Origin of the sequence: Undibacterium sp. RuTC16W, from assembly GCF_049339445.1 — a bacterium.
GTDB lineage: Bacteria > Pseudomonadota > Gammaproteobacteria > Burkholderiales > Burkholderiaceae_D > Undibacterium.
On sequence record NZ_JBMPPE010000001.1, the window covers coordinates 669760 to 693950 of the forward strand.

At 52.2% G+C, this 24191-nt stretch carries 17 protein-coding genes; 7 read left to right on the plus strand and 10 right to left on the minus strand.

Annotated elements, in window-relative coordinates; genetic code table 11:
* Positions 1-166 precede the first annotated feature (166 nt).
* Entirely contained in the window at positions 167-415 is a 249-nt protein-coding gene (locus ACO0K4_RS02930) for a hypothetical protein (protein ID WP_422955097.1), read from the plus strand.
* A 35-nt stretch (positions 416-450) separates the two neighbouring features.
* Here the strand turns inward: ACO0K4_RS02930 and ACO0K4_RS02935 are convergent, their stop codons facing one another.
* Positions 451-999 (minus strand): GNAT family N-acetyltransferase, encoded by a 549-nt coding sequence (locus tag ACO0K4_RS02935; RefSeq protein WP_422955098.1) that lies wholly within the window; start codon positions 997-999, stop codon positions 451-453.
* A 283-nt stretch (positions 1000-1282) separates the two neighbouring features.
* Here ACO0K4_RS02935 and ACO0K4_RS02940 point away from each other — a divergent pair, with 283 nt between their 5' ends.
* Both ACO0K4_RS02940 and ACO0K4_RS02945 read left to right on the plus strand, forming a co-directional pair.
* The gene (locus tag ACO0K4_RS02940) at positions 1283-2473 is read left to right on the plus strand and encodes an efflux RND transporter periplasmic adaptor subunit (RefSeq protein WP_422955099.1); all 1191 of its coding nucleotides are present in this window, start codon (positions 1283-1285) and stop codon (positions 2471-2473) included.
* Positions 2474-2475: 2 nt separating this feature from the next.
* Positions 2476-5724, plus strand: a complete 3249-nt coding sequence (locus ACO0K4_RS02945; RefSeq protein WP_422955100.1) for an efflux RND transporter permease subunit — start codon at positions 2476-2478, stop codon at positions 5722-5724.
* A 248-nt stretch (positions 5725-5972) separates the two neighbouring features.
* Here the strand turns inward: ACO0K4_RS02945 and ACO0K4_RS02950 are convergent, their stop codons facing one another.
* From ACO0K4_RS02950 to ACO0K4_RS02965, 4 genes are all read right to left on the minus strand, one after another.
* Positions 5973-7592 (minus strand): M28 family peptidase, encoded by a 1620-nt coding sequence (locus ACO0K4_RS02950; protein WP_422955101.1) that lies wholly within the window; start codon positions 7590-7592, stop codon positions 5973-5975.
* 88 nt (positions 7593-7680) lie between these two features.
* Complete coding sequence (locus tag ACO0K4_RS02955; protein ID WP_422955102.1) at positions 7681-7923, minus strand: hypothetical protein; 243 nt, start codon at positions 7921-7923, stop codon at positions 7681-7683.
* Between the two features lie 142 nt (positions 7924-8065).
* On the minus strand, positions 8066-9757 hold the full coding sequence (locus ACO0K4_RS02960; protein WP_422955103.1) for a M20/M25/M40 family metallo-hydrolase: 1692 nt from the start codon (positions 9755-9757) through the stop codon (positions 8066-8068).
* 454 nt (positions 9758-10211) lie between these two features.
* Positions 10212-10628 carry a cupin domain-containing protein gene (locus ACO0K4_RS02965; RefSeq protein ID WP_422955104.1) on the minus strand — a complete coding sequence of 139 codons (417 nt, stop codon included), beginning with the start codon at positions 10626-10628 and terminating at the stop codon, positions 10212-10214.
* 865 nt (positions 10629-11493) lie between these two features.
* Between ACO0K4_RS02965 and ACO0K4_RS02970 the strand changes: the two genes are divergently transcribed.
* Both ACO0K4_RS02970 and ACO0K4_RS02975 read left to right on the plus strand, forming a co-directional pair.
* Positions 11494-12921 (plus strand): serine hydrolase domain-containing protein, encoded by a 1428-nt coding sequence (locus tag ACO0K4_RS02970; protein WP_422955426.1) that lies wholly within the window; start codon positions 11494-11496, stop codon positions 12919-12921.
* Between the two features lie 303 nt (positions 12922-13224).
* On the plus strand, positions 13225-15525 hold the full coding sequence (locus ACO0K4_RS02975) for a DEAD/DEAH box helicase (RefSeq protein WP_422955105.1): 2301 nt from the start codon (positions 13225-13227) through the stop codon (positions 15523-15525).
* Between the two features lie 170 nt (positions 15526-15695).
* Here ACO0K4_RS02975 and ACO0K4_RS02980 read toward each other — a convergent pair whose 3' ends face one another.
* The 3 genes from ACO0K4_RS02980 to ACO0K4_RS02990 form a co-directional block, all read right to left on the minus strand.
* A complete protein-coding gene (locus tag ACO0K4_RS02980; RefSeq protein WP_422955106.1) occupies positions 15696-18530 on the minus strand; it encodes an ATP-binding protein in 2835 nt (944 codons plus the stop codon).
* A gap of 372 nt (positions 18531-18902) precedes the next feature.
* On the minus strand, positions 18903-20648 hold the full coding sequence (locus ACO0K4_RS02985) for a diguanylate cyclase domain-containing protein (RefSeq protein WP_422955107.1): 1746 nt from the start codon (positions 20646-20648) through the stop codon (positions 18903-18905).
* A 122-nt stretch (positions 20649-20770) separates the two neighbouring features.
* Complete coding sequence (locus ACO0K4_RS02990; protein ID WP_422955108.1) at positions 20771-21223, minus strand: DUF4399 domain-containing protein; 453 nt, start codon at positions 21221-21223, stop codon at positions 20771-20773.
* A gap of 224 nt (positions 21224-21447) precedes the next feature.
* On the opposite strand from ACO0K4_RS02990, the gene ACO0K4_RS02995 reads away from it, so the two are divergent.
* On the plus strand, positions 21448-21813 hold the full coding sequence (locus tag ACO0K4_RS02995) for a hypothetical protein (protein WP_422955109.1): 366 nt from the start codon (positions 21448-21450) through the stop codon (positions 21811-21813).
* A gap of 9 nt (positions 21814-21822) precedes the next feature.
* Here the strand turns inward: ACO0K4_RS02995 and ACO0K4_RS03000 are convergent, their stop codons facing one another.
* A complete protein-coding gene (locus tag ACO0K4_RS03000) occupies positions 21823-23160 on the minus strand; it encodes a glycosyltransferase (protein ID WP_422955110.1) in 1338 nt (445 codons plus the stop codon).
* Between the two features lie 249 nt (positions 23161-23409).
* Positions 23410-23913, minus strand: coding sequence for a MarR family winged helix-turn-helix transcriptional regulator (locus ACO0K4_RS03005; protein WP_422955111.1), 504 nt, complete (start codon positions 23911-23913; stop codon positions 23410-23412).
* A gap of 46 nt (positions 23914-23959) precedes the next feature.
* Between ACO0K4_RS03005 and ACO0K4_RS03010 the strand changes: the two genes are divergently transcribed.
* Complete coding sequence (locus ACO0K4_RS03010; RefSeq protein WP_422955112.1) at positions 23960-24187, plus strand: FAD-dependent monooxygenase; 228 nt, start codon at positions 23960-23962, stop codon at positions 24185-24187.
* Positions 24188-24191 lie beyond the last annotated feature (4 nt).

Here is a 24191-nt window from a genome sequence, read left to right on the forward strand (position 1 = left end):
CACGCCGCTGTATTTATACGGCTTCTGGCCCGATATTGGCTTGAGAGGCTTATTTTACCTAGGCATTACAAAATGAAATCTCTTCTATTCCTTTCTTTACAGCACAGGCGCACAGCTTAGAGTAGCATCGCTTGTTAATCGTCAATGATGAAAGCGTTGCCAGTATATGGAAGAAGCACAATTACACTCGCTGTTAGAAGCGCTCATGCCAACACCGGCTTATCTCGCCGGTGCGATCTTGTTCGGTATTATTGGTTTTGCCGCCTACCGATATGGGAAAAAAACTGAGCGCAGTAAAGCCAAATGGACAGGTATCGCTCTGATGTTTTATCCTTACCTGACCGGTAGCGATACGCGCTTACTCTATGCGGTTGGCGCCGCTTTATGCGCCGTGCTGTATTTTTATCGCGATTAATCTGGTCTGTGGTGTTAGTTTACTTTGCCTGCTGTTCAGGTCAGGATTTTTTCCATTTCTTCGAATTGCAGATTTTCAACCAGCATCATTTCTTTGCCGTTATCAGACGGAAAAGGCTTGAAACGGCCAGTTCGGACATAGCCTCTGCGCTCATAGTAGGCAATCAACTCTTGTCGGATGCTGATCACGGTCATCCAGATTTTGTCTATACCCCACCGTTGCTGTGCCCGGGTCTCGGCAGTCTGCATGAACTGCTTGCCGATGCCATTGCCTTGCAACGTCGGCTGCACGACAAACATTCCCAGGTAAGCGGCGCCCTCGGTTTTTTGTAAATGGACACAACCGATCGTGATCCCGTTTTGCACACACAGCAAGATAAAAGACGCCTCAGCCAAAATCAGTTCGCGAACCTCTGCCGCATGTATTCTGGCTCCTTGCAACAAATCCGCTTCTGTCGTCCATCCCTGGCGACTGCTATCACCTCGATAAGCACTATTGACCAGCACCGCGATCTGCTCGGCATCGCTAATCACCGCATCACGGAACTGGATGTCACCCTGGGAAAACGTAATATCTAGACTCATCGCTGTTCGATTATTTTTGTAAAACCACAGGATAGTACAAGAGCGGGCATCTGACCAAGACCTGATCCGATCCTGGATTCTAAAGAAACGATCGCGAGTCTGAGGTCGGAACGGGTCTTTTCAAGAGCCTGGCTTTGCATTTCATGTCGCCAAAACCGCATTTCATCCCACAAAAACTGCAATTCGAAACTTATGCGGTTGAAGCCAGTCTGATACAGGCCGATACTGCGCCATCTGGTTAAGCTAGCCCATTTCCCCTCAATCACCCGCACAGGGATTCATCATGTTACGTAAAACACTACTCGTCCTCGCCATTGCGTCTGCCCTGGCCGCCTGCAGCAAAGAAAATAAAGATGCCGATAAAGCGAGTGCCAGCAACGCTGCAAGCGGAACCGCCAGCGCCAGCGCAACGGGAGACAAAAAATCCGCGGCACCGGTCGCCAAACTGACCATCGCACCAGAAGACATCATGACCGTGCAAAGCAATGCGCTGGCATCGGGGCCGGTCATTACCGGATCGGTCCAGCCAGAGCGTAAAGCTGATCTGCGCGCGGAAGTTTCCGCTGTTGTATTACAGGTCCTGAAAGAAAATGGCGACGTAGTAAAACGTGGCGATATTCTGGTCAAGATCGATGAAACATCGATCCGCGACAATCTCAGTTCTGCCGAAGATAATGCCCGCAATGCCGCCTCCGCACTGGATCAGGCTGACCGCGCCCTACAAAGGCTCAAGACCTTACGTGCGTCCGGCATGACCTCAATGCAGGCGCTCGATGACGCTGAGGTTCGCCGTAACAGCGCGCAAAGCGAGTTATCCGCGTCTAAAGCCCGCGCCGTTCTGGCACGTCAGCAATTGCAACGCACTGTCGTACGCGCTCCGTTTGACGGCGTCGTCAGCGAGCGCAAGGTATCTGCCGGTGATACAGCCTCTATCGGTAAAGAACTGGTGAAAGTCATCGATCCGACCAGCATGCGTTTTGCAGGCCGGGTTTCGACAGACAAAATTGCGATGGTCAAGGTCGGTCAGCCTGTCAGCTTCCGTATCAATGGCTATGCAGGACAAGAGTTCCGCGGCAAAGTCACTCGCGTTGATCCCGCGGCGAATGACGTGACACGTCAGGTCGAGGTGCTGGTCAGTTTTGCCGATACCAACCAGCCACGCGTCTCTGGCCTGTATGCCGAGGGCAATATCGAAGCCGCAACCGTCAGCGCCCTGATGGTGCCAGAAGCCGCCCTGGTCAAGGCTGGTGACAAATCCTATGCATGGAAGGTCAATGGCAAAACCCTGAGCCGTGTCGATCTGCAAATCGGCAAACGCGATCAGCGTACCGGCAATTATGAAATCCGTAGTGGCCTGACCGCTGGCGACATCATCATGCGCAGCCCCAGCTCCAGCTTTAAAGATGGACAGACCATAGAAATGGCTGCCGCTAAAGTCACACTCGCCGCCGCCACTTCAGCGCAAGGGAAATAATCATGTTCTTATCCGACTTCAGTATTAAAAGGCCGACCGCGACCATCGTCCTGATCGTCGCCCTGATGGCGCTGGGGCTGCTGGCACTGACCAAATTGCGGGTCAATCAGAATCCCGATGTGGAAGTACCAGGTTTGTCCGTCATCATCGCTTATCCCGGCGCGTCGCCAGACACCGTCGAACGCGAAATCATCAACCGTATCGAAAAATCTCTGCAAAGCGTCTCCGGCGCAACCGAAGTCTATGCCAGCGCAAGCGAAGGTACGGCACAATTTGACGTGATGTTTTCGTTCAAGAAAAACATGATCGAAGCAACGGATGAAGTACGCAATGTGATCTCCAGTGTGCGCTACAAGTTGCCGAGCGAAATGCGCGAACCCATCATCCAGCGCTGGGATCCGTCCGCACAGCCGATCATTAATATGGCACTGTCATCGGGCAAGCAAACTCATGCGGAGATTTCCCGTCTTGCAGAAGACAAACTCGCCGACCGCTTGCGTGGCATCAGTGGCGTTGCCACGGTCATCGTCAACGGCTCATTGAAACGCGAATTGTCCGTCCTGTTACGCGCAGAAAAATTACGCGAATTCAATGTCTCCGTCAGCGACGTAGTCGGTGCATTGCGCGCACAAAATACTAATGCACCGGTCGGTAAAGTACGCGGCACACTGGATGAAGAAAGCATCCGTCTGGTGGGACGAATCGAATCACCGGAAGAATTTCAGGGCATCGTCGTCAAACGTAACGGCGATCAGATTGTGCGTCTGGCACAAGTAGCGACGATTGAGGACGGATTTGCCGACGTGAACGGCTTAAGTATCCGCAGCGGTAAACCGAATGTCGGGATTCAGATTACACGTTCCCGTGATGCCAGCACAGTTAGTGTCGCCAAGTCAGTACGCGAGGCGGTGAAAGAGATCAATAAGGATCTGGAAAAAGAACAACTGGGTACCAAACTCGACATCACCCGTGACGGCGGTAAGGACGCGCAAAATAGTTTAAACAACGTCATCGAGTCCCTGATTCTCGGTGCGGGTTTAACGATTTTTGTAGTGTATGCATTCCTGAATTCCTGGCGCTCTACTTTGATTACGGCACTGAGTTTGCCGACTTCCGTGATCGCGGCCTTCATCGCTGTCTGGTTGTGCGGTTTTACGCTGAACTTTATGACATTGCTGGGCTTGTCACTCGCAATTGGCGTGCTGATCGATGATGCGATTGTGGTCAGAGAAAACATCGTACGTCATATGCAACGTGGTTCTGACCGTCGCACGGCAGCGCTTGAAGGGACAGCGGAGATCGGCCTGGCAGTAGCGGCAACCACCTTCTCTATCATTGCTGTCTTTATTCCGGTCGCGTTTATGCCAGGTATGCCTGGTGAATGGTTCCGCCCTTTTGCGCTGACGGTGACTTGCTCTGTCCTGGTCAGTCTGGGAATTTCATTCACGCTCGATCCTATGTTATCCGCTTACTGGGGTGATCCTGCCGATCATCACACCGCGCCGAAAAAAGGCATCAGCAAAGTTCTCGCCCGCTTCAATGACTGGTTTGATCATCAGTCAGACCGTTATGGCCATGTGATTGCATGGGCCTTACATCATCGTCGCTGGATGGGTGCGATTGCCCTGATCAGCCTGATCGGTGCGCTGGGATTGCAAGTGAAGTGGGGCGGTACCAGTTTTTTGCCAACGGCAGACTCAGGTAACCTGATGATCGAGGTACGCACTCCGGCATCGTCTTCACTGGAATATGCCCGCCTGAAAATGGAACGTGCCGCAGCGATTGCCCGTACGCTGCCAGAGACCAAGGACACCAATAGCAATATCAACCCTGCCGGCGGTCGTATCTATGTCGATATCGGCAAGCGAACTGAGCGCAAACGTACCGCCAAAGAAATCGCCGTCGAATTACGCGAAAAAGTACGGACACTGGTCGGTGCAGAATATGTCGTTCTTGACGATCTGAATAACGGTGCGCGTAAGCCAGTACAAATTGACTTCACCGGCCCTGATTCGCGCAAGTTATTAGAAATCACCAGCGCCTACATGGATAAATTAAGGCAGGTACCAGGCGCTGTGGACATCGGTTTGTCTGAACAAGATCCGAAAAAAGAACTGAAGATCGAACTCAATCGCGGCCTCGCCAACTCCATGGGTATTTCATCCAACGATGCAGCACAGGCTTTGCGGGTCGCTTTCGCCGGTATTGAAGTCGGTGACTGGGTCGACCCTACCGGTGAAACCCGTGACGTCGCAGTGCGTCTGCATCCGGATGACCGGGTCAGTAAAGAAAATATCGAACGCCTGCCTATCGCTGTGACAGGCACCAATCAGATGATCCCGCTCGACCAGATTGCTACCATCAGTATGGGCAAGGGACCATCCGGGATTGAGCATGCCAACGGCAAGCGTACGATTACCGTATCTGCAAACGCCCAGGGTCGCTCCAACGGTGAAGTCATTGAAGACGCGATGAAACTGGCTAAATCCTTTAACTACCCGCCAGGCTATGGCCTGTCACTGGGCGGCTCAGGTCAGGATCAGGAAGAAGTATTCGGCGCCATGCTGATTGCACTGTTGTCCGGTATCGGTTTGATGTATCTGATTCTGGTCATTCAGTTTGGCTCTTTTACCGCACCTCTGGGTGTCATGCTATCCCTGCCTTTGTCATTAATCGGCGTGGTACTGGCTTTGCTGGTGACGGGCAGCACACTGAACCTGATGAGCTTCATTGGCATCATCATGCTGATGGGACTAGTTGCGAAAAATGCGATTCTGTTACTCGATGCAGCACGTAAGAATGAGTCTGAAGGGATGAACCGTGAGGATGCGTTAATGCAGGCAGGCCGTGTACGTCTGCGTCCTATCCTGATGACAACCTTTGCACTGATTGCCGGCATGACGCCTGTTGCCTTAGGCCTCGGAGAAGGCGGCGAATTCTACCGTCCGCTGGCTATCGCGATTATCGGTGGCACGATCACCTCAACAATTCTGACGCTGCTGATCGTACCCACTTTTTACGACAGCATCGAGATCGCCCGCGATCGCATGATGATCAAGATGCATGCACGGATGGAGCGCTACAACGCTGTATCAGGATTCGCGATGACCATGCTGGAGGCGCTATTCACACTGACATTCTTACGTCTGATCTACCGTAGCCTGAAAAAATTAGTGGCGCTGCTGCTGAGGGGCCGTCGTCGCAAACCGGCACAGCCGATCACAGATACGATGAGCGCTGATCGCGTATAGATTCTCTTCCCTGTGCTGGGTCTGGATCAGGTGACCAAACTCAGCATTTTTTTAGCCTGCGTAGCGCACCCTATGCAGGCTTTTTTATTGCCAGAGTCAATTATGTTCAGGATTTCTATTTAAAGGATTTATACAAAAAAATCTCACCAAAGAGACAAAGAATACCGCTCAAAACCGCATCCAGCCTGCGGGTTCAATGTCTATGGTAGTAAGAAAACTGTCGTTTTCTCAGTCCTGACTTAGCATCGCTATTGCCGGGATTTAGCAAACGGGTCGTCTTTTTTCCAGAGTGGCATGGTCGCTGCGTTGGCAATTTCTCGTCCCAGATTTAAAGTAAATTGCGCCTGCTGCACCATGCCAGATAAATCCCAGGCAGGATCATATTCATCGGTCACCTGATGATAACGTTTGCCGTAAGCTCGGGCTTTTTCTGCGGAGGCTTGCGGATCATGTGAATAGTCACGACCACTCCCGACCGAAAAAGCCGGCACACCCGCTTTGGCAAAATTAAAATGATCACTGCGGAAATAACCACCGGCCGTATCAATTCTGGCTGGGGCAACCTGTAGCGACATCTCTTTGGCGACTTTAGCTGCGATTGTTGCCAGCTCGGTGCGCTCGCTACCCTGGGCGCTGATATCTCGGGTAGGCCCGACAAAATTCAGTGTATCGAGATTCAGATTCGCCGCAGTCTTTGCCAGCGGCCAGAGCGGATTCGCTGTATATGCCGCACTGCCCAGCAAACCTTGCTCTTCGGCCGCGACCCATAAAAACATCTGGCTACGTCTGGCAGGTTTTGCCACGCTTGCCTTCGCCATTGCCAGTAAAGCCGCAGTGCCAGAACCATTATCAATCGCGCCGTTATAAATCACATCGCCGCTGCCCTCTTGTTTGCCGAGGTGATCCCAATGTGCGCTGTAAATTACCAGCTCATTTTTTAATACCGGATCAGTGCCGGGGACGATACCTGCTACGTTAAATTGTACTAACTGGCGTACTGTCGATTTTGCCTCGCCCCTGACGAATGCGGGTAAAACGACAGGGACGAAATCAGGACGTTCAGCCGCTATACGCAGGCTGTCCAGATCCTTACCAGTTACCGCAAATAAGCTACGCGCCGAGGTCTCGGTAATCCAGCCTTGCAGACCAGTGCCGCCTTCGCTCGATGCTAATTGAAAGTGTTCGCTCACGCCTCCGTTTTTCACAACAGACCAGCCGTAGCCTGCCGAGGCGTCTGTGTGTATCAGCAAAACACCGGCGGCACCGCGTCGCTTGGCTTCTTCATATTTGTATGTCCAGCGCCCGTAATACGTCAGTGCCTTACCGCCAAAGCGATCCGGCTGTTCGGCGGTGGGTTGCGGATCATTGACCATCATCACGAGGATCTTGTCTTTGACATCCACCCCTTTGTAATCGTCCCATTGTTCTTCCGGTGCCGTGATGCCATAGCCGACAAAAACCAGCGGATGATCAAATTGTCGCTGCGCCTTGCCACCTCCCGTGTTCCAGACCCAGTCATCACCAAATGTCAGATTGAGTGACCGGCCATTGACGTTGATATGCAATGTACTTAGTAGTGGCTGTGCCTTGACGCCGGCGATCTTGACTGCCTGTTTAAAATCCTTGCCATTCGCGGCTTGCAGCCCCATTGCCATTGCCTGCGCCTCAAGATAGGCGACGGTCAGATCGCCGCCACGCTGCCCTGTGCCACGACCTTCAAACAGATCAGAAGATAACAAAGCCAGATGCGCCCGCAATGGCGCCTCTTCGACCAGTGGGTTGGCAGTCTCTGCATGTGCAGGCAAACCCGCAGCGAGCAAGCAACTGAAAGTGAAAGTTTTAAGAATAGGAAAAGTGCTTTTTTTCATGGATGTATGATGGATCTATAAGGAGCGGTTAAGGCGGCGCTTTGCTGAGATTAGATGGGATGACATTCATCAGATTCAGATGACGTATTTAATCAAAGTCCTTCCTGGCAATACCATCAACAGAGTGAATATGATCGAGTCGCACCGTCGTTACGCCGTCCAGCGACAGCCAGTCGGCACCGGATTTCGCGAACACATCGGTAATTACCGATTCCGCGCTGCGCAAGCTGCCGTCACCTGCATGATAGTGGACAACAATACGCTTTCGCCTGGTCGCGAGGGATTCCAGTACGTCATGGAATTCACAATTAACTGGTAAATAATCGTTCATCGGTGTCGTCCTTTCAGGAATGAGCAAAGTCCTGTTCAGCAGGTCAGGTTTTGGCAGGGCTTGCTCCTCATTTACCAAATTAACTTTCCAAACTTACTGGTTCAATTTATTTTCTAAACGCGCTTACTCAAAACAGTTCTGGCTATGATTTCGTCGCATCTTTGGCGTCGTCTTTGGTTGACTCTTTAGCTGTATCTTTAGCTGTATCTTTTGCGATATCCTTAGGCGGATCTTGCGGCATAGGCTTGCGAGGTAGTAACTCATTACGGTTTGCTGTATGCGCGACGAAGCTTGCCATAATCAGAGATGCCTGCATCAGATCACCCTTCTGGACTTTATCGTAGACGTCCATATTGGTATGATGCGTCCGTGTCATGTAGTCCATCTCATCCTGGATAAACTGAAAGCCCGGCACGCCCACCGCATCAAAACTCACGTGATCCGTGCTCCCCGTTTTACGCAAGCTTGTGGTAGTCGCACCCAGGTCATGAAACGGCGCTAACCAGGCATCAAAAATCGGTTTGACTGCGGCATTATTCTCGCCATATACACCACGGATCTTGCCGCCGCCATTATCGAGATTGAAGTAGGCTGAAATTTTCCCGTGCATCGGTTTGATGCTCAATGGTCCCGTTGATTTACGTAAAAATGACGGCATCTCTTTTTCTTTGGGATCGGTCGATTCAGGACGTGCCGCAATCCACTGACTGACATAGGCTCGCGATCCCAGCAGCCCTTGTTCTTCACCACCCCATAAAGCGATGCGTATCGTCCGGCGTGGCTTGAAACCGATTGCCTTCAACATACGCACGGCTTCCATCGCCACGGCGACGCCAGCCGCATTGTCTGTTGCGCCGGTTGCGCCATGCCATGAATCAAGATGCCCGCCTAGCATTACGATTTCATCTTTTTTATCGGTACCCGGGATTTCCGCCAAAACGCTGATAGCTGCGGCCGGGTCTTCATCAGTAAAACTGACTTTGACATCGACTTCCAGCTCGACATCTTTTTTCTTCTCTACCAGACGATACAGCCGGTTATAACTCTCCGCCATCACCACCAGATTGGCTGGGCCGGTGACTTCACCCTTTTTATACGAACCGCCACCCTGAACAAAAATCGTACCGTCCTCGCCGCGCGACCAGTTTAGCGTGGCCAGCACTTTTTCTTCCATCAGGAAAGGCATGAGTTTTTTACGAAATTCCAATTGCTTAACGATCATCGCCAACTCAGCGCGACGCGATGGTGCCGCATCCAGATCGATTTTGACCAGCTCCTCCAATTGCTCATCCGTATAGCGAGTCGCATCCGCTTTACTATGCGGCTTAGTCGCCTGCGGTTCATCCAGCATGACGATTGCACCTGCCAGCTTACCCTTCCATTTCGCCAGATCCTCTTCCGCCGCTAATTTGGCATATACCAGCTTGCCCTTGTGCGCACCATCGGTACCAGGTGTCCAGGCTTTGGGAATTGCCACGATATCGAGCTTATCCGGTGTCACCATGCGCAAACTTGCGTGTTCTAAAGTCCAGCTACGGCCAAACGGTGCAAAGCTCTCGGTATGTACATTCTGCAATCCCCAGTCCGACAGCCGTGTCTTTGCCCAGTCGCCCACTTTTTTTAATCCTGGCGATCCCGTCAGGCGCGGCCCCAGTTCATCGGTCAGCACGCCCAGCGTCTCCATGACCTTAGAGCGGCTCATCTCTTCATCGCGTAATTTTGTGACCAGATCGAGGTCGGCACGCTCCTCCGCGGCCTGAGCTGCACGAGCTACATGAACTGGCAAGGTGGAGGCAATCAATAGTGAACCCATTACTACGCATAGCAGTCGCATCGGAAAATTCCTTTAAACAGGATAAATAAGATGTTGGGATAAGGCTGTTGGATGTTTATGTCGGTGTTTTATGTTGGATTCTGAGTTTTAATTCTTGCTTTGACTTCTTCAGAGGGTATTTCCTGCCAATGCGATTTGTGATGATTATTCGTTCGCACCATGGCCGAGCGCTATTAGACGCGCTTTGCCTGATTTTGTTCCTTGCTTATGAGAAATTTGTTGAAGGCGTCAAGCCAGATCAAGATGATCGTTCAGCATTTTAAAAACCACCCCGGCCAACGCGCACTGTTTATGCGCCTCTCCAGCCGCTCTGCCTTAAGAGCCGCGAAATGATTGGGCGCTGGGCCTGCCTGCTTTAGATTGTTAAATACTGCATGAAGGTAGCGGTATTCGGATGTTCAGCCTGATCGCCTCCCGCTGGTTTGTCCCCATGCGGAAGGCCTGTTGACGATGCCTATTTGGCCGGTGCGGCGGCGGGACTTGCCAGGGGCTGACCTTTTTCAACGACGTATACACCGGTCAGCCTGGCGGCTACTGTGCCAGCGTTTCTGGCGTTATGAGCGACACCTGCGGGTATCACAAAGCCTTCACCCGCTTTAACGACGCGGGTAGCCTGACCTGCAACCATCAGTTCGGTCTCGCCTTCATTGACGTAGCTGATCTCGTCGCCGGGATGGGTATGCCAGCCAGACACGCCGCCCGGTGCAACCTCAACCCTGGCGATGACAGCTTCACGCCCGGGCACAGATACATCGGCCTTGGTGACCAGAGTACGGGTCAGACCGGTACTTTGTGCTGAGGCTGTTGTGCTCAAGAATAAACTGGCAACGCTGAAGCCAGCCAGTACGATCAATTTTGTGTTCGATGTCATGGGATCTCCTTTGATGAATCAAATCAATTTCGCGACTTTGTCTGCTGGCCTTGGTGTCGCCTGTTATGTAGACTTTTTTGCCATTTGGCGGATGTATTGTGTCTGTTCGGGGTGGCTGTGTCGACTGAATTATTCTCACTCTTTTGGCTCAAACATCCAGCGACTCACCCGACGCAAAAATCTATAGTGCACGGACGAATTTATTGTATTATCAAAAAGTTACTAATTTATCCGTATAACCCATCCCTTCTTTGAGGAGAGTTACATGAAACATCTGCACTTATCCAGTCTGTTACTCGCATCGTCTCTGACCATTGCCACGCCGGCTCAGTATGTTTTTGCCGCAGACGTAGCACCAGCAACAACGGGCAAAGCCGCCCCCAGCCAGGTGCATATCGGCAAGCTCGAACAGGATCTGGGGCTGGTCACACAAATTGGTACGCAAGTCACCGGACCGCGCGACTGGAGCGTGCGGCGCGACAGCAATATGCTGGTACTCGATGCGCCTGAAGCAGATACTCACGTCGCGCTGATTGATCTGGAGGCGGAGAATGCGGCGGCTGCCGTCAAGGCGGCCTGGCTGCAATATAAACCTGGCGAAAAACATCCGGTCAATCTGGTTACCAACCGGGCCGCCAAAGATGGCTGGGAAGAGCGCAAAGTCAGTGACTACGAAACATCGCCCAATGAGCGTATCGTGATCGAGGCAATCGCCCATCGTCGCGGCAAACAATGGAGCGTTGTACTGCTGGACGGGTCAGAACAAACTTTTGAAAAACGCGGCGCAGCGATTTCGCTGATTGTCCAAAGCGTGCGTCCTGCCGGCTACACCCGCGAGTCGTTTGCCGGTCGCACGCCACATCATATGGATGCCTCACGAGTTGCCTTATTACGCAGTTTTCTCAGCGATTCTATGAAGCAGCTAGGTGTGCCGGGTGCCTCGTTCGCCGTACTTGATGGCGGCAAAGTGGTCTATGAAGGCGGCGTCGGGGTACGCGAATTAGGTAAGCCCGCACCGGTGGATGCCAATACCTTGTTTATGGCCGCGTCGAATACCAAGGGCATGAGTACCCTGATGCTGTCGAGTCTGGCGGATGAAGGCAAATTGAAATGGGATCAGCCCGTCACGCAATTGTATCCGGGCTTCAAACTCGGTGATGCGGAGACCACGCAAAAAGTCTTATTCAAACATCTGATCTGCGCCTGTACCGGATTGCCACGACAAGATCTGGAATGGATATTTGAATACAAAAATGCGACACCAGAAAGCTCGCTGGCACTGCTCGCTACGAATAAACCGACCAGTGGTTTTGGCGATATTTTTCAATACAATAATCTGATGGCATCAGCCGCTGGCTATATCGGTGGTCATCTCGCGTATCCGGAAATGCCACTGGGTGCGGCCTATGATCTGGCGATGCAAAAACGGATTTTTGACCCGCTGGGTATGTCATCCACGACCTTTGACATGGCAAAAGCACTCAAAGGCAATCACGCCAGTCCGCACGGCATGGACGTGAATGGCAAGACCGCACTGGCAGGCATGGAAATGAATTATTCCATCATGCCGCATCGTCCGGCTGGCGGTGTCTGGACCACGGCGCATGACTTTATCCGCTACGTCAAGTTTGAGGCGGACACGGGCAAAGTCGAGAACGGTAAACAATATATTTCTGCTGACAATGTGCTGGCGCGCCGTCAGCCGCAAGTCAATGTCGGCGAGAACGCGACCTACGGCATGGGATTAGAGACCGAAGTCGCCTGGGGCGTACCGATACTATTCCACGGCGGTAGTATGTTTGGCTTCAAAAGTAACTTTTACTTATTACCGGACAGCGGCATCGGTGTGGCTCTTCTGACGAACTCGGATGAGGGAGGTCGTCTGCTACGTCCGTTCATGCGCCGTTTTATGGAAATCGTTTTTGATGGCAAACCCGAAGCTGCCGCCGACATCAAGGCGGCCGTCGCAACCACCAAAGCAGGATTGGCGCAGTTCCGCGATCGTCTCGTAATCCCTGCAGCAACGCAGCCTGTCAGCAAACTGGCAAAACGTTACCAAAGTCCTGAACTCGGCGAACTCATCGTGAGTAAAAAAGGGCGCGATACCATCTTTGATTTTGGTGAATGGAAAAGCGTCGTTGCGTCCCGCAAAAACGATGATGGCAGTATCTCCTTCATCACAACAGAACCGACCCGGCTTGGCTTTGAAATGGTGGTCGGTGAACGCCAGGGCAAGCGCGTCCTGATCACGCGTGACGGTCAGCATGAATATGTGTTTACCGAGGGTAGCTAATCCGGATTAGTGGATGGCGACATCCATTTTTAGCCAAATTTGTCCAGTCTTATCCGGACTTATGTAGATAAAAAGAACCGCCCGGGACTTAATTTCCCGGGCTTTTTATTGCTCCATCTGAACTGGCAAAAACCCATTTTTGCAGTCGAATAGGCTATTTCAGCTCGATTTAAGCGTATTTTCCGCGTAGTAAGCTGCTTCCCGGCCATATTCTCAGCCCTTTCGCAGCGCAAGAGAGTAAACTACGCGCCATATTGTTTCGCATTTGCGATACGAGCCCTAACGTGAATTGCTGAGAACGCCATGTCTGACACACCCATCCCCTTATTTTCCGATTTACACCTGAGCGAGCCCTTATTGCGTGCCCTCAGAGAAGTTGGCTACGAAGCACCGTCACCGATTCAGGCGGCGACCATCCCGCCTTTGCTCGCGAATCGCGATGTACTGGGACAAGCGCAGACCGGTACCGGAAAAACTGCGGCCTTTGCTTTGCCGATTTTGTCCCGTATCGATATCAAGCAAACCTCGCCGCAGGCACTGGTGTTGGCACCGACCCGCGAGCTCGCGATTCAGGTTGCAGAAGCGTTTCAGCGTTATGCGACACATATCCCCGGCTTTCATGTCTTGCCTATTTACGGCGGCCAGAGTTACGGTCCGCAATTATCCGCGTTGCGTCGCGGTGTGCACGTCGTAGTAGGTACGCCAGGCCGTGTTATTGACCATCTGGATAAAGGTTCGCTCGACTTATCCAAGCTCAAGACACTGGTGCTGGACGAAGCCGACGAAATGCTGCGTATGGGTTTTATCGACGATGTCGAACGGATTTTGCAAGAGACACCTGAGACGCGCCAGACTGCCTTGTTTTCGGCAACCATGCCGTCGGTGATCAAACGGATTGCCCAGACCTATCTGAACAAGCCTGCTGAAATTACCGTCGCGGCCAAAACCGGCACTGCAGACAATATCCGTCAGCGCTATTGGCTGGTCAGCGGTATGCATAAGCTTGATGCCCTGACGCGGATTCTGGAGGCGGAAACCTTCGACGGGATGATTATTTTTTCGCGTACCAAACTCGGCACAGAAGAACTCGCCAGCAAACTCGAAGCAAGAGGCTTCTCTGTCGCAGCGATCAACGGCGACGTCCAGCAACAGCAACGTGAGCGCACGATACAACAACTCAAAGATGGCAAGATCGATATCCTGGTAGCGACCGACGTTGCTGCCCGTGGTCTGGACGTGGAGCGTATCAGCCATGTGGTCAACTACGACGTACCGCATGATCCGGAAAGCTATACCCACCGTATCGGTCGTACTGGCCGCGCCGGTCGTAGCGGCGAGGCGATTTTGTTTATCACACCGCGCGAAAAGAATTTGCTCAAGGCCATCGAGCGCTCTACACGCCAACCTATTTCACCACTGGAATTACCAACGATTCAGGCCGTCAATGATGTCAGAATCGCCCGTTTCAAAGAGCAGATCACCGCAACGATCGCTCTCGGCGAACTCGAATTATTTCAGTCAGTCATCGAAGACTACGAACAGGAAAACAATATTCCGGCAATAGAAATCGCGGCTGCCTTAGCAAAAATGGCGCGTGGTAACGAACCCCTGCTGCTCGATAAAAATAAAAAAGTAGCCGGCGACGATAGCTGGGACAAAGAACGCGCAGCACAAACAAAATTTGACCGCCCTGAGCGTGGCGACCGCAATGACAGGGGTGACCGATTTGAACGCAGTGAGCGTGGCCCGCGTCCCGGCTATGAGCCAAAAGAACGCATCATCCGCGAAGCCGATCCTGGCATGCGTACCTTCCGTATCGAAGTCGGCTATGCCCATGGCGTGAAGCCGGGCAATATCGTCGGAGCGATCGCGAACGAAGCAAATCTTGATTCAAAAAATATCGGTCGCATCGAAATCTATGATGACTATAGCGTACTCGATTTGCCGCAGGACTTACCGCAGTCCACGCTGGACCAGTTACAGTCTGTTCGTGTTGCAGGCCAGCAGTTACGCATTCATGCAGACGGTGCCGCCAGCAAAGCACCAGCAAGCAGAAGTGCCCCGGCAGCAGCACCTGAACGCGCCATCAAACCGCGAGCCAGCAAACTCGATAGTACTGTAGAGCGCGCTGTACATGCGGATCCACGTGATGACCGTTTTGCTGACAAACACAGCGATGTCGCAGAGCGTCCGGCCAAATCAAAAAAAGACCGCCCTGCGAAAGCGATTGCACCGACCCAAAGTTATCGTATTGAGGTCGGTCGTACTCACGCCGTAACGCCGTCCAATATTGTCGGCGCGATTGCCAATGAGGCAGGCCTGGAAGCCAAACATATCGGCCGTATCGAGATTTTTGATCACTACAGTTTGCTCGATCTGCCACAGGGTATGCCGAAAGAATTATTGAAGCAATTGAAAACGGTCTGGGTGGCAGGCAAGCAGCTGGATATCAGCGAATCTGCTGAAAAACCATCGGAGTTCACCAACTCAGCACCGAAAAAACCGGCATTCGCAACAGAAAAACCACGTAGCAAACCGGCCGCAAAATATAAGACCGACCGCAAACCCGACGCAGCAAAACCGCACCGGAAAAGCGCGAAGTAATCACGGAAACTGAGATGGAACGGCTACGGTAAACTGATTGCCTATGACAGTACCAATCAACGTACTGTCATAGGACTATACGGTTATGCGATCAGGTGAGTGAGGTAACTGGGGCAGTTGGATTTCAGTTCTGCGGGAAAAATACTAAAGTGACGCTGCCGGCGACGGCGTCATACTTCCAGCGGCAAATCCAGATAAAAACTGGTGCCTTCACTGAGTACACTTTTGACCGTGATATGTCCGTGCAGGATCGATGTGACGATGTTGTAGCAAATGTTCAGACCCAGTCCACTGCCACCTTGCCCGAGTTTGGTTGTAAAAAACGGGTCAAAAATGCGCTTCAGATTTTCTTCAGGAATACCGACACCGTTATCCGCAAACTGAATCAGCACCCGATGAGGCTCAGGACGGGTTGCGCTGATCCTGAGTTTGCCGGGACCGCGCAGGTCAAATGCATGCAGAATCGCATTTTCAATCAAATTGGTAATCACCTGTCCCAGCGAGCCGGGATAACTGTCCATGCGAATGCCCATAGGAATGTCCTGCATCACCATATGTCCGGCATGCGCAATCCGTATATTCAAAGTCGCAATGATGTCGTGTACCACCTGGTGCAATTCAAACGGACGACGATGTTCTGAGGTGCGGTCAACTGCGACCTGCTTAAAGCTGCTGACCAGCGTCGCAGCACTGCTGAGGCCACGCATCATGATATCGGCAGAAAGCTTGGCCTCTTCACAAAACTGACTTAAATCCGACCGGCGTAAACTTTGCAGGGCAAGTTTTTGTACCAGCGTATTGGTACTATCCTGCAAGGTGGAGGCGACTAGCAGGCAGTTACCGATTGGTGTATTCAGCTCATGCGCGACCCCGGCAACAAGGGAACCCAGTGCCGCGAGTTTTTCCTGTGCGACCAGATGCTCCTGCGTCTGGGTGAGTCGCTGGTAGGCATCGGCGTTGGCCAGAGCAATCGCGCCATAAGCACACAGAGTACGAAAAATCATACGTTCTCTTTCGCCATACGCATGCTCACGTGAGGACTGGATGGTCATCACACCAAGTACCGTATCAGCACTCATCAGCGGAGCAAACAAGGTACTTAATACCGGCTCCGTGCCGGGAATCAGGCCAGGGATCTCGTTCCCCGGGGAGATCTCAACCAGGATATCGCGGCGCTGCTTGATACAGCGTACCGAGTTTGACACCATGCTCGACATATACACCGTATCCGGTGCAATCGGCTCACCATTTTCTACACCATAAGCAGAGGTCATACTTTGCTGGTCAGCATCCATCAGGTAGATCACGAATGCCGTGACATGCAGCAAACCATGGACATGACGGTTGAGTGCCTGGAATACAGCATTCGCGTCCAGACTACCGGTAATCTCCTGACCGACCTGACCAAGACGCTCCAGAATGGCACTCGATTGCTGTAAAACTTCCGCCCTTTCTGCTTCTGCGTTGGCGAGTTCACGTAAATGCTCGCCTTCGGCACGCATGCGTTCGGTCTGATGACTGATCTGCATGGCAGTGGCACGGTTGGTCGCTTCCTGGGTATGAATTTTTTCGCGTGAACTGATCGCCAGACGACTGAGGTTAAACGCCTCTTCAAAATGGCCAATCGCAGCCTGCGCATCAGCGACTTCGTCGAGCAGTTCACCGGTGACGTTGTAGCCACTGATGTTGGCCGCTAAATCCAGGGCTTGCTGAAGATAATGCAGCGGCGCGCTGGGCGCACTCATGTCCGCAGGCGCAGGCAAACTGTCCCGCATATGAATCGCCGCCAGCACACGCAATACATCAATCCGGCGATAATTATCTTTGCTGTACTTAGCCAGCATCAGAGCATGTTCAGCAATATTGATCGCCTCTTGAGGCTGTCCAAGCAAGGATAAGGCGCGAGCCTGTCCGCGCCGTGAGCCGATTCTGAAATCCAGCTGATCGCGCGCGTCTGCTTTTTCCTGCAATAAGCGAAAAGATACCAGTGCTTGTTCGTTATCACCGAGGTCAAGTGACAAATCGCCCTGATAACGCAAAGCCATCAAATAGATCCTGGCCTCTGACATCGGTGCCAGCGTCTCCAGCGCATCGCTCAGCAATTCTTTGGCAGCATCAAAACGCCCCAGCCTGCGCATGGTTTCAGCCATCTGCACCAGAGTGCCGCCGACATTGGCTGGCCATGCTTTGGGTTTCGCCAGGTCATGCGCTGTTTGCAGCCATTGCAATGCGGCCTGATGATCGTTCAGGCTATTAAAACCATCACCGATATTGCTGAGTAAGGTCACGGCACGCCTGAGTTCGCCATAGTTGAGACAAAATTCATAGGCTAGTATGGCATGCGAAATTGCATTGCCAAAATCACTCGATAACGACCCCACATAGAAAAAATATTCTTGCGCACAGGCTGCGACGATGGGACGCGGATCGTCGAGTTCGGTTTTGTAGCGGGTATTCCAGCGCTCTATGGCTTTGGGTAAATCACGAAAAATCATTTGCGTCGCCAGAAACGCATTTGCCATCGCTTCACGGTCGGCATCGCGGCACATTTGTGCATGGGCAATCGCCAGCTCTAATTGCTCAACCAGGGTGGTGATCTGACCACGGTTATGCGCAATGGCGGCCATCAAATAGTGCGCATCGCTACTACCTTGTTCGCGCTCAACGGCGTGAGCAGCATCAATTGCGGAAAACGCCTGCAAAGCCTGTGTAGCGAGGCGTTCTGCTTCATCGAACTTAGCGTACAGCCATAATGCTTCCGCTCTGACCAGCAGCAAGCGCGCCCGGGCAGCGGCACCTGCGCTGTAGGCTAATGCCTGGTCGTCGGATAAGACATAGTTCATCATTGCATCAGCATCGTCTGCCAGCAAGACTGCTCGCTGCGCGTCACGCTGTCGTAAGTGCCATGCCAATGTCACCATCTTGTCCAGACGCGGTATGCCCTGCAGGAAAGGAAGTTCATCCTCCCAGCAAGCGATTACGTCATTAGTAACAAGCAAATCCATAGCGGTCTGACCTGAGAAAATATCGTGGTAATACCTGATCGTGTCGAATCAGCACCATTCAGCACCATTTGATGTATTTACAAAATCAGCAAAAATAATAGGCGATCCAGTAACAGACGCTAGTGAATAGTACCGTGATTAATGCATCAGGGCTATGCCAATGGCATGGCGATATTCCTGACTTGTCTGGCGCTCAGTCAAAGCGCAGTAAGAGGATGTTAAATTAGGAAATCAAACGCGGTAGTTAATCCAAAACGCAGGACAGCAAGCGCATCATGTTTTTAGAAATTCCCGTTTAGAAAATCCTAAAGACCTATATTAAATGCACCTTACCCGACCAAATCAGGCTACGACCCGCATGAAACATGCGGATTATGTTTTACGAGCACCAAATTTGTTCAGATACATATTTCTGTCAGCGGTTTTCAGCAAGCTGATTGCGTCGTCGCCATCCATCGGAAAATACGCATCACCGATGGCGCCGCCCAGTAGCTGAGCGCTTTGTCCCTGCATAGTAGCCTCTCCCAGCCAGGGTGCATGCAAGGCATCCTCAATGTGCTGGCGGATAGGTTCCAGCGCCTCACGATCAGCGACGCCGTTGAGCATCACTACAAACTCATCCCCCGCATAGCGAGCGACCAGATCACCGGCGCGGATATTGGCTTTCAGGCGCTCACTGATCTCGATCAGCGCGCGGTCGCCAATGTCGTGGCCGTATTGATCGTTAATGAGTTTAAAGCCGTTCAAATCGATGAACAGAATCGCAAAAGGCTGGGCACGTTTATCGTGCTTCGCTTCTGTGATTTTATTTTCCAGCCGGCGCACAAAATTCTCGCGATTTGACAGCCCTGTGAGCCGGTCTGTTTGCAAGCGGTGCTGCATGAGTTCAAAACTTTTGGCGAGTTCGCCAATTTCATCACGCCGGTGGATACCAACCGGTGCATCGAGCTGACCATCACCCACCATCCCGGCGGCGACTGACAGGCGCTTCAGATCATTGGCGACCCAATTCAGGATCCTGAAACCAACCGCAACAGCGATCAGCGCGGCGATCACGCTGATCAGCACATTCAACATGACGTTCTCAATCACGCCGCCCATAAAGTCCTTGCGCGGCATCGCGACCACGTTAATCCATTCGAGTCCGGCACTGTCTACAATGCGGTCAAAGGCGACATGGATTTTTTGTCCGTCTTCTGTATAAAAACTAAGTGTTCTGGCGCCGGAAGGTCCCTCTGCCGTGCTCAGCGCATGTTGCACTTCGGTATATATCGCGGATTGCAGGGCATTGCCGCTATCGGCTGCGCTGATGCGTACATAGCTGCCATCCGGCAAAGGTTTTACATTTTGAGTCACCGAGGAGGCAATCAGATTGCCGTTCGGTTCAATGATAAAAGCCAGGCCATTCGGCGAGACTTTGAGCTTACGCACAAAATCATTCAGCGAGCGCAAGGACATGTCGGTCGCAACAACGCCTGCGGTTTCGCCATGGCTATCCAGCACACGGCGGGCGCGGGTGGCAACCAGATCCTGGGTGCCGAAATCGATATAGACCGAAGTCCAGGTGTCTTTCAGATTGGCTTTGGCAGCCTTATACCAGGGTCGTTCGCGCGGATCGAATAATTTGGTCTCACGGGAAGCAAATTTCAGCTCGCCGTCGATGCCGCTAAACCGGTATTTGGTCCGCATTTCTTCCGGCTTGATCTTGACGCGTAATTCGCCGTCTTGCATGGAATGACGGAACAAACCGATCGCCTGCCCATTTTTATTACCGTAATACACATAATTATTCGGATCAATATGCAACGAGGTCGCGATCCAGAAGCGCGTGCGCAAGTTATACATGTCGGATTCGATCGCTTCCGGTGCCACCATGCCATTCGGGAATGCCGCTTCGAGCGTCGCGCCTGAGCCGACCACATGGCGATCAATCGCCTGACCGATACGCCCCACCGTCTCTAGCAACAAATGCTCGGAAACCGTCAACACCGCGCGGCTACCGGCGCGATAAGACAGCAGGCCAATCACGATCGCCAAACCCAGCACCAAGGCCACATACGGGACAATCAATACCGTGCGTAAAGAAAAAGACGTACTAGACTGGGATGCTGCGGTCATTCAAAATCCACCAAAAAAAAGAGCGCACAGGTTGAACGCGCGAGCTCGCGTGTTCAGGGAAATCTGCAGGCAATAAACAGATCTTGAGGAACAACAGATCCAAAGAAAAGAACCCAGCGAGTTTATTTCGCCGCTGGCAATACCGTGACGCTAATCGTTTTGCTCATGCCGGGGCCATACGACTGATGCGCGCCGTTGCCGAATTGCAGGGTCAGCGTGTGCTTGCCTGGCGGCAGAGACAATTCCACCTCGGTCTGGCCTTTGCCAAAGTGCATATGCTTTTCATCGAAAGGCACCGGCGTCCCTGATGTCACCGCCACACCGTCGATGATCAGATGATGATGACCGGTCTTATCCGTCATATCGCCAAGCGGGGCGATCTTCATGCCCTCCAGACCAAATTTCACTTTAAACGGTGAAGTCACCTCTGCATTATCAGCAGGTGCCTCAAAAAAAGTCCGCTCTGCAGCCAGGGCTGACATGGTGGACAAACTGCTGATCAGCAACGCGGCGGCGGACTGACGGAACAAACGACGCAGTAGCGGTGAGGATAGTAAAGTTAGGGACGCAGTCATGATGATGGTTCTCCTGAATTAATATAATTAGTATAGCGAGCCCGGTGCTGGCACCAGAAATGAGCAAACTCAAGGCATATAGCTTTACTCAAGTTCTACTTGCGAGCTATTTTGCGCTTTTTTTTTACAAAATTCTTTACAAAACGATAAATCTTGCTAAGTTTTGCAATTACGCACTGTATCCTTGCCGAATATCGTCTATCTCGCCTTGAATGAAGAACATCATGAATAAATCCGAAGCCATCCAGATTGCCAACGACTCTCTGCAATTGAATCTGCTCAACGAAGGCAATACACAATTCTCCAAGGTCGTGCGCTACGTTAGCGATGAGGGCTGGTGGCTGAACATTCCGCTGGCGAATTTTCGCAAGGAATGCCACTTTCTGATCTGCAATGAAAAAGCCAAAACCATTCGCCACTTATGTATTAAAGCAAACAATATCCTGAGCCCGGCAACCAAATTCCGGGTCAAAGACGGTATCGCTGATATTTTTATTTCGGCAGCGAATCCGAAGAAGATGGTGGATGTTTTACAGGGCGGTACCAAATACAGTTTTACCAAGCATCTGGTGGATGAGCACCGGTATTAAAACTAGGACTTAAGCGGGTTCTGGCGGCGTTGCGTCAGTCGCTGCCAGCCGGTTTTTTTCGGCGATCCATTGCGACATATACTGCGTGCTTTTGTGCTGATGATGGCGCAACATCAATCCGACGAAATTCGCTTGCCGCCGTTCTGCGCAATGTTGCACGGCATCTTCCAGTGCCATGAGTAATTCAGCCGCAATACGCGGACGATCAAAGCGCTGCTGCACAATCTGGTCGCCGCGGGTCTGCGCCTGTTGCCATGCAGCGCGGTCCTGATACAAATCGACCGCCGCCTGCACAAAATGTTCCGCGTCATCGGCAATCACTCCGCCCCAGTGCGCGTCAGCACTGTTACCCGCCATGCCTTCGCACCCGATCGTGGTCGTCACACTCGGCGTACCACATGCCATGGCATCGGCTAATTTGCCTTTGATCCCCGCACCGAAACGCAGAGGCGCGAGACAAACCCGCGCTTGCCGCATGGCAGCGTGGGCATCAGGTACCCAGCCAATCATATGAAATCCCTGTGCCGGATTGTGCAAGGCGCTGGCCTTGGGTGGGGGATACGAACCGGCAACATGCAGTTGCGCCTGTGGCAGGCGCTGCCGCAATGTAGGCCAGAGCGCATGCTTCAGCCATAAGACCGAATCCCAGTTCGGCGCATGCCGGAAATTACCGATCGTCAGGAAATGCGCACGCTCATCAAACTCCGGGCGCGGCATGTCGCCAGCCGGTGAGATCAGCATTAGGGCACAGTGATGCAACAGATAAGCAGGGACGCCAAATTCGGTTTGCAAAAAAGCCTGCTCCACATCCGAGATCATCAAGCTGAGATCGCACCGGTAAATCGCAGCAATCTCGCGTTGGCTATGATCGTCACTTGCCATCACATGACGTAATTCAGCAAGGCTGGCTGTCACCGGCGGGACACTCTGACGCGTGATCTCGTTATGGCAAGACTGCTGCGACTGCTTCAGCAATAACTGGCGCGCGTGACGCAGGCTATGCAGATCCTGGGTGTCCAATACCCGCAAGGCCTGCGGACAAGTCCGCGCCACCCGCCAGCCGAACTGCTCTTCAGTAAAAAAACGGTCAAACACGACCATATCCGGCTGATACTCCGCCAGCATCCCATCGAAACTGTCGCAATTGAGTTGAATACTTTTTTCCTCGACACCCAGCGCCGACAAATCCGCACGGTGCTCCGACAAGGTCGCTGCCGAAGCAAACACCACCTGCCAGCCCTGCGCACGAAACAGTGTCATGAATTCCAGAGTGCGGCTACCTGCCGCCGATGACGCTGGCTCGGCCCAGACAAAACCGAGGATCAGGACTTTTTTACTCTTTTGCATAAATGCCGATGATGAATGTGGGTAAAGGATAGTGAATGAAGGTGACTATTGGTGATTTTCAGAACTCGTTTTACGGGTGATTAGTGATTGAGTTACATAAGAATAAGGGGAGTATTTTTTAATCCCTAGGTAAAACCTGCGCAATCAGCACTATTTTAAGCGATACACCTACTCAGTATATAAATTACATCAGCATAGTCGCCTCACAAAAATATTCCCTGGATACAGAACTGACGAAAGTCACGCCTGCTATTCCACTTCAGCGGAGGCTGCGGCTGGGACATCTCCCTTAATATCATTAGCAAACTTACCCATGAGCCGCACCAGATCCTTCACGTCCTGCTCATCCCAAGTGGCGAAAATAGCCTGTCCGATCCGTGCACGCGCTTCATCGATACGATCCGTCATCGCTTTGCCGCTCGCCGTAACAACGGCCACGCGTACACGGCGATCCGTCGTACTTTCCTGGCGGTCAATCAAGCTGAGACTTTCCAGCTTCGCGACTTGCCGGCTTACCGTGGTGTAGTCCCGCCCGACACGATCCGCCAGCTCAACTACACCGATGGGACCGAGCCGCTCCACCAGCACCAGCAAAGGAAATAAGGCGCGATCCAGAGATATTCCTGCCTCCCGGACCATTGCCTCATCTCGCTGAGGACGGTTCATCACGCTGACAATCTCAAGCAAAGCCCCATGAAGTTCGCGAAGCTGAGCATTAATATGTGTATTTTGCACTTTTTTTCTTGACGCCATTTTTCCTCCCGATTAATATGTGCATATTACACATATGAAGGTAGTGATGAAAGAGAAAGTTACAACCGACGTGCTGATTTGTGGTGCAGGTACAGCCGGATTGGCACTGGCGATCGATTTGGCGCGAAGAGGGATGTCCTTTCGTCTCATCGAAAAGATAGCGCATCCGCTCCACGGTTCGCGGGGTAAGGGTAAGCGGTTTTCACGAATACCTGGCGACGCTATGGCACTCAACATTAACGCAATAACGCATCATCAATCCCTAAAGGACTAGTCAA

Coding starts and splice junctions, on each gene's coding strand:
- ACO0K4_RS02930 (WP_422955097.1), top strand. CDS start 167: ATGGAAGAAGCACAATTACACTCGCTGTTAGAAGCGCTCATGCCAACA.
- ACO0K4_RS02935 (WP_422955098.1), bottom strand. CDS start 999: ATGAGTCTAGATATTACGTTTTCCCAGGGTGACATCCAGTTCCGTGAT.
- ACO0K4_RS02940 (WP_422955099.1), top strand. CDS start 1,283: ATGTTACGTAAAACACTACTCGTCCTCGCCATTGCGTCTGCCCTGGCC.
- ACO0K4_RS02945 (WP_422955100.1), top strand. CDS start 2,476: ATGTTCTTATCCGACTTCAGTATTAAAAGGCCGACCGCGACCATCGTC.
- ACO0K4_RS02950 (WP_422955101.1), bottom strand. CDS start 7,592: ATGAAAAAAAGCACTTTTCCTATTCTTAAAACTTTCACTTTCAGTTGC.
- ACO0K4_RS02955 (WP_422955102.1), bottom strand. CDS start 7,923: ATGAACGATTATTTACCAGTTAATTGTGAATTCCATGACGTACTGGAA.
- ACO0K4_RS02960 (WP_422955103.1), bottom strand. CDS start 9,757: ATGCGACTGCTATGCGTAGTAATGGGTTCACTATTGATTGCCTCCACC.
- ACO0K4_RS02965 (WP_422955104.1), bottom strand. CDS start 10,628: ATGACATCGAACACAAAATTGATCGTACTGGCTGGCTTCAGCGTTGCC.
- ACO0K4_RS02970 (WP_422955426.1), top strand. CDS start 11,494: ATGGATGCCTCACGAGTTGCCTTATTACGCAGTTTTCTCAGCGATTCT.
- ACO0K4_RS02975 (WP_422955105.1), top strand. CDS start 13,225: ATGTCTGACACACCCATCCCCTTATTTTCCGATTTACACCTGAGCGAG.
- ACO0K4_RS02980 (WP_422955106.1), bottom strand. CDS start 18,530: ATGGATTTGCTTGTTACTAATGACGTAATCGCTTGCTGGGAGGATGAA.
- ACO0K4_RS02985 (WP_422955107.1), bottom strand. CDS start 20,648: ATGACCGCAGCATCCCAGTCTAGTACGTCTTTTTCTTTACGCACGGTA.
- ACO0K4_RS02990 (WP_422955108.1), bottom strand. CDS start 21,223: ATGACTGCGTCCCTAACTTTACTATCCTCACCGCTACTGCGTCGTTTG.
- ACO0K4_RS02995 (WP_422955109.1), top strand. CDS start 21,448: ATGAATAAATCCGAAGCCATCCAGATTGCCAACGACTCTCTGCAATTG.
- ACO0K4_RS03000 (WP_422955110.1), bottom strand. CDS start 23,160: ATGCAAAAGAGTAAAAAAGTCCTGATCCTCGGTTTTGTCTGGGCCGAG.
- ACO0K4_RS03005 (WP_422955111.1), bottom strand. CDS start 23,913: ATGGCGTCAAGAAAAAAAGTGCAAAATACACATATTAATGCTCAGCTT.
- ACO0K4_RS03010 (WP_422955112.1), top strand. CDS start 23,960: ATGAAAGAGAAAGTTACAACCGACGTGCTGATTTGTGGTGCAGGTACA.